The sequence below is a fragment of the Plasticicumulans sp. genome (assembly GCF_035331805.1).
Lineage (GTDB): Bacteria > Pseudomonadota > Gammaproteobacteria > Competibacterales > Competibacteraceae > Plasticicumulans.
Map to the genome: position 1 here is coordinate 1 of NZ_DAOLKE010000530.1, position 1,712 is coordinate 1,712.

At 71.3% G+C, this 1,712-nt stretch carries 1 protein-coding gene and 1 pseudogene; both read left to right on the top strand.

The annotated features are described in order from the left end of the window. Positions 1 to 425: pseudogene (locus PKE44_RS19110) on the top strand (MATE family efflux transporter); the annotation flags it as partial. A gap of 107 nt (positions 426 to 532) precedes the next feature. After that, positions 533 to 1,585, top strand: a complete 1,053-nt coding sequence (locus PKE44_RS19115; protein ID WP_324554398.1) for a C45 family peptidase — start codon at positions 533 to 535, stop codon at positions 1,583 to 1,585. The last annotated feature ends 127 nt before the right edge of the window (positions 1,586 to 1,712 follow it).

A 1,712-nucleotide genomic window follows, 5' to 3' on the forward strand; every position in this document is an offset into this window, starting at 1 on the left:
CAGCACCAGAACGAATTGGTCGGTTCGGAGTACTCGCGCGCCGCACCGGCGAGCTGGCGTTCGCGTGCGCGCTGCTGCTGGCCGGGCTGTTCTGGCTGGCCGGTGACGCACTGATCGCCCTGATCACGGTCAGTGCCGAGGTGCGCGCGCTCGCCGATGCCTGCCTGCCGTGGCTGGTGCTCTCGCCGATCGTCGGGGTCGCGGCCTTCCAGTTCGATGGTCTGTTCTTCGGTGCCACGCGCACCGCACCGCTGCGCGACATGATGGTGCTCGCCGCCGGCGGCTACGCGCTGGCGCTCTGGTGGTGGCTGCCGCGCTGGGGCAATCACGGGCTGTGGGCGGCGCTGATGCTGTTCTTCGTGCTGCGCAGCGTGCTGCTCGCCGCCTGCTGGCCGGCCCTGAAGCGCAGCGTCGGCCCGGCCTGAAACCGCAGCCGGGGCTTGCCGGCGGCGCGCACTGAAGGCACAACCGTCGGATTCCCCCTGTCCGGCCACGGAGCGGCCCGATCTGCCGATCGTCGAGGATCGTCGCCGTGAACCCGAGCATCGAACATCCCGTCCCGCCGCCACCCGCTCCGCCCGAGGACTACGAGGCGCCGGTCGCCGCGATGCACTTTCGCGCGATCCGCGAGGATCAGCCCGGCGAGCGGCTTGCGGCGCTGTATGCGCGCTCGAAACCCGGCTACGAACGCTGGTTCCTGCGCGAGGGCGACGCGGCGCGGCCGTCGTGGCTCGCCTGCGAGCGGGCGCTGCGTCACTGGCTGCCGGAGCTGTGGCCGACCTTCGAGCGCGTGCTGGCCGCGGTCGGCGACGGCGACCGCACGGCGCGCTTCCTGTCGCTGTACCAGCCGACGCCGTTTCTGGCCGGCTGCTCGCAGGCGGCCTGGGCGCGCGAATCGGTGGCGCTGGTGCGCAACTACGACTATTCGCCGCGCCTGGCCGACGGCGTGCTGCTGTACACGCACTGGAACTCGACGCCGGTGATCGCGATGTCGGACTGCCTGTGGGGCGTGCTCGACGGCATGAACGGCCACGGCCTCGCGGTCTCGATGGCCTTCGGCGGCCGGCGCGCGGTCGGCGACGGCTTCGGCATCACGCTGATCCTGCGCTACGTGCTGGAGTTCTGCCGCGACGTGCCCGATGCGCTGGCGGTGCTGACGCGCGTGCCGGTGCACATGGCCTACAACGTCGCGCTGGTCGATCGCGGCGGCCAGCACGCCACCGTCTACCTCGGCCCGGACCGGCCGCCGCTGGTGTCACAGGAGCGCGTGTCGACCAATCATCAGGGCTCGATCGAGATGCCGGACCATGCCCGCACCTGGGAGACGGTGCGCCGCGACGAATACCTGCGCTTCTGCGTCGATGCGCCCTACCAGAACGCCGACGCGCTGACCGGCCACTTCCTGGTGCCGCCGCTGTACCGCAACGGCCACGTCCGCGGCTGGGGCACGCTGTATACCGCCGCCTATCACCCGCACGCCGGCACGATGGCACTGCACTGGCCGCAGGCCGGCAGCTGGTGGCAGGGTTTCGGGGCTTTCGTCGAGGGCGAGCGCGAGGTGGCCTTCGGCGGGCGCGTCAGCTGAGCCCGGTGCCCGGAAATGACGAAGGCCGGCGCAGGGGCCGGCCTTCGGGAAGCGTCGGAAGCTTCGGCAAGGATTGGTGGGGCGGGAGGGGCTCGAACCCTCAACCTGCCGATTAAAAGTCGGATGC